Annotated in this window: 2 protein-coding genes; both read right to left on the bottom strand. The window is 73.4% G+C overall.

Annotation, left to right across the window (positions count from 1 at the left end):
* Nucleotides 1-3117: type I polyketide synthase (locus GXP76_RS34105; protein ID WP_242575496.1), on the bottom strand; the 3117-nt coding region annotated here is incomplete at its 3' end.
* A 92-nt stretch (nt 3118-3209) separates the two neighbouring features.
* On the bottom strand, nt 3210-4709 hold a 1500-nt coding region (locus GXP76_RS34100; RefSeq protein WP_242575495.1), incomplete at its 5' end, for a PfaD family polyunsaturated fatty acid/polyketide biosynthesis protein.

Raw genomic sequence — 4709 nt, 5'->3', positions numbered from 1 at the left:
CATCGCGGCCAGGGTGGTCTCGGTCATCCGAAGAAAGGCCATGTGGCTGTCGGTCAGCATGCGCTGGCAGGCCGCGTGCGCCTCCGCCGTCTGCCGCTGGACGCTCTCCACCGCGGCGTACCACTCGGTGCCGAGGACGGGCTCGGGCCCGGCACCGTACGCCGGTTCGGCTTGGTACGCGGGCTCGTGCGCGTACGCGGACCCGGGGTCGTACGCCGGCCCCGGGTCCTGGACGGCGGGCGCCGACCCGCCGGCCGGCGGCTCCGGCGTGCGGGCGGGGAGCGGGTGGCGTTCCGGCGCGGGCACGGGCGGCTGCTGCTGCGGTGCGGCGGCTTCGGCGCGGGGCGGGTAGAGCTGACCGTAGTTGGCTCCGCTGATCTGCACGGTCATCCGGGGCTCGCGCTCCTTCACTGAGGTTTCGGGCGCGGCGTACGGCGCCCAGAGGGGATCGAAGTCCAGCGGGACACCGCGTACGGCGAGTTCACCGAGCGCGGTGTGCAGGGTGGTGACCCCGGACCGGTCCGCCCGGTCCACGGGTACGGCCGCGTGCTCACGGTCACCGAGGATCTGTCCGACCAGTCCGGTCAGCGTGGTGCCCGCGCCGACCTCGACGAAGGTCCGCACCCCCGCCGCGTACATCGACTCGATCTGCTCCTGGAAGAGCACGGGTGAGGCCAGGTGTTCGGCGATCCTGCGGCGTACCGCGTCGGGCGACGACGGGTACGGTCGCGCGTCCGCGTTGCCGTACACCTCGATCCGGGGCTCCGTGAGCGGGACCGTACGCAGGAACGCGGCGAGCGGCTCACCGGCGGGGGCGACCAGCGGGCTGTGGAAAGCGGTCGACGTGGTCAGGCGGTGTGTGCCGACACCTTCGGCGGCGAACGCCTTCCCGGCGCGCGCGACAGCCTCCGCCGTACCCGAAAGCACCACCTGCTGCGGCGAGTTGAGGTTGGCCGGCCAGATGTCGCCGTACTCGCCACCGGCCAGCACCGCCAGCACGCGCTCGCGGTCCGCCGTCACGGCCAGCATCGCGCCCGGTACGCCGGCCGCGTCCCGCATCAGCTCACCGCGCCTGCGCGCCAGCGCGACCAGCGACTCGGCGTCCAGGGCGCCCGCGCAGTGCAGCGCCACCAGCTCACCGAAACTGTGGCCCGCCACGCAGTCCGGTCGCAGCCCCAGGCCCCGCAGTACGGCCAGTGCGGCGAGCGCGTGCACCGCGAGCGCGGGCTGCGCCCACTCGGTGGCGGCCAGGTCCGCGGCCCGGGCCGCGCGTTCCTCGTCGGCGAAGGCGGGCGGCGGGAACACCGGCCGGTGCAGGGGGCGCCCGTCGAACACGGTGCCGCCCAGCCGGTCCCAGACGGCCTGGGCCTCCGGCGACAGCATCGCGAGACCGGCGCCCATCCCGACGTACTGGGATCCCTGCCCCGGAAACAGGAACGCGAGACGGCCGGGTGCGGGATCCCCGAACGCGTACCGGACACCGTCGGGTGTCGAGAACGCCGTGCCGGGCCGCTGCCGGATCAGCGTGAGCGCCCGCGCGTACTTCTCCCTCAGGTCAGCGGTATCCGTGGCGACGACTGCCAGCCGCACCGGATCGGTGGGCGAGAACGCGCGCTGGCTCTCGCGGGCGAGCGCGGCCGGCGGACGTTCGCCGAACGTCTCCGGCGGCACCAGGCCGTCCGGCGACCCGGCGCTGAACAGGACGAGTTCGCTCGGCGTGGAGCGATGGCGCGGCGGCACCCTGCCGGGGGCGCCCGAAGGCACGTACTCCTCCAGCGTGACGTGGAAGTTGCTGCCCCCGAAACCGAAGCTCGACACCGACGCCCGGCGCGGGTGACCGGCGGACCGCACCCACGGCCGGGCCTCGGTGTTGACGTAGAACGGGCCGTCCGGGGCGGCGGCGGCCGGCACCGGCCGGTCGACCTTGATCGTCGGCGGCAGCACCTTGTGGTGCAGGGCCATGACCGCCTTGAGCAGCCCCGCCGCGCCCGCGGCGCACTTGGTGTGCCCGATCTGCGACTTGACCGAGCCGATCGCGCACCACTGCCCGTCGTCGTGTCCCGGCTCCCCGAACACCTCGCGCAGCGCCGCCAGTTCGGCGGTGTCACCGGCCATCGTGCCGGTCCCGTGGGCCTCGACCAGCTCCACGGTCCGCGGACCGTAGCCCGCTTCCTCGTAGGCGCGTCGCAGAGCCCGCGCCTGACCGCCGGGAAGCGGCGCGTAGATCGCCGTACTCCTGCCGTCGGACGAGGTGCCGATGCCCCGGATCACCGCGTGGATCCGGTCGCCGTCCCGCTCCGCGTCGGACAGCCGCTTCAGCGCGTACATGACGACCGCCTCGCCGAGCATCGTGCCGTCCGCGGTGTCCGAGAACGGACGGCAGTCACCGGTACGGGAGAGCGCGGGCGTCTTGGAGAAGCACAGGAACATGCCGATGTCGTTCCCGGTGTCCACACCGCCGCTGATCACCAGGTCGGCCCGGCCGAGCGTCAGTTCACCGACCGCCGTGGACAGCGCCGCCAGGGAACTGGCACAGGCGGCGTCGGTGGTGTGGTTGGTGCCGTGCAGATCGAACCGGTTGGCGATCCGGCCCGCGACGACATTGCCGAGCAGGCCGGGGAAGGTCGACTCCTGCCACGGGCTGAAGTGCGCCGAGATGCGGTCGCACACGGCCCGCGCCTCGGCCTCGGCGATACCGCTCTCCCGCAGCGCCTTCAGCCACACCGGGCGGTGCGCGCGCCCGTACATGTGCGGGAGCAGTTCCAGGGAGGCCGCGCCGAGGACGACGCCGACCCGGTCCCGGTCCATGCCCGGCAGACCGCCCGCGTCGGTGAGCACCTGGTCGGCCACCATCAGGGCGAGCAGTTGGGAGGTGTCCGTCGCCGGCAGGTTGGCGGGCGGCACCCCGTACGCCAGCGGGTCGAAGTCCACCTCCGGCAGGAACGCGCCGCGGCGGGCGTACGTCTTGTCGGGGGCGGCCGGGTCGGGATCGTAGTGGTCCGTCACCAGCCAGCGGGAGGCGGGCACTTCGGTGATCAGGTCCCGGCCGCCGGTCAGGATCCGCCAGTAGCCCGCCGCGTCCGTCGCGCCGGGCACCAGGGCGCCGACACCGACCACGGCGACGGGCACCTGCCCGCGAACGGCAGTTGACCGACTGTCATGTCGTCTGCGGGCCACGGCGGTCGGCGCCTCCGGGGCGCCGGGGCCGCTCACGCGAGACCACGCGGGACGTAGGCGAACGCGTCGGACGGCAACGGGACTCCACAGGTGCGCAGTTGATGGGCGCGGGTGAGCACCGCCGCGCCTTCGAGCAGATTGAGCGCGATCTGCACCACGGACCTGTTCGCCGGTTCGGCCAGGAACGTGCCGGCGACCCAGCGGTTGAACGCGCCCGTCGCCGGCCCGCACCAGATCTGGTAGTCGGTACGCCGGGCGGCCTCGCCGGTGATCGCCCACCGGCTCGAACTGCCCAGGTACCAGCGGAAGACCAGCGCCATACGGTGCTTCGGATCGGCCTCCGCACGCGCGACCTCCGAGGGATCGCGTTGCTCCCAGAACGCGCGTGTGTGCTGCCAGACCTCGTCGAACGAGGCACGCAGCACGTCCCGTTCGATCGCGGCGCGCACCGCCGGCGGGATCTCCTCCAGCGAACCGTGCGCCCGGTAGGCCGCGTGGAGCCTGCCCGCCCGCTGGGCGAACATCGTCCCCCGGGACAGGACTTGCAGCGTGACACCCAGCTCGAACATGTCGGCCGCCGGTGCCATGGTCACATCGGCGACATCCGCCTCGCAGAGCATCGACTTGGCCTCGTCGGACAGGCCCGCCTCCGTCGCCGTCTGGTTCACCGATCCGGTGACGACGTACGACGCGCCGAGGGCGAAGGCGGCGGCCACCGCGTCCGGCGTGCCCAGTCCGCCCGCCGCCCCGATCCTGACCGGCCGGCGGTAGCCGAACTGCCGGCAGAGAATGTCGCGCAGCAGGGCGATCCTCGGCAGCAGGACCGACAGCGGCCGGTTGTCGGTGTGGCCTCCGCTGTCGGCCTCCACGGTGATGTCCTCGGCGACCGGCACCAGGGCCGCCAGCCCCGCCTCCTGCGCGGTCAGCCTTCCCTGGCCGACGAGATGGTCCAGCAGCGCGGCCGGGGCGGGGGAGAGGAACCTCTCGGCCACCTCGGGCCGGGAGACCTTGGCGAGGATCCGTGTGCGCCGCACGATCGAGCCGTCCGCGCCGCGCCGCAGTCCCCGGGCCGAGCACAGCACGACAGCCGGGGTGAGCTCCATGAACGCCGACGCCGAGATCCGGGGCACGCCGCGGCGCAGCAGTAACTCGGCCACATGGAACTCCAGCGCGGGCTCCGCCGGTGAGTGGATCAGGTTCACACCCCAGTTCGAACGGGACCGCAGCTCCCCGGCGAGCACGTGCACGGCACGCTCCACGTCCGCGTACGCCAGACCGCCGGCGCCGAAGAAGCCGAGCATCTCCGCCCGCGCCATCGCTGACACCATCCGGGTGGTGGCGATGCCGTTCGCCATCTCGCCCGCCACATAGGGGAAACGGACTCCGTGCGCCTCGCAGAAGGTGCGGCCGCCGAGCCACTCCGGGTACAGCGGCGGCAGCGTCCCGAGCACCGGGCCACCGGGTGAGGGCCCGGCCGCGAGACCCAGTTCACGGCCGCTCGGCCCGCTGACGATGTGTACGGGTTCCCGGAT

Origin of the sequence: Streptomyces sp. NP-1717 (assembly GCF_022695985.1) — a bacterium.
GTDB lineage: Bacteria > Actinomycetota > Actinomycetes > Streptomycetales > Streptomycetaceae > Streptomyces.
This window is presented reverse-complemented; position numbering and strand designations above follow the sequence as displayed.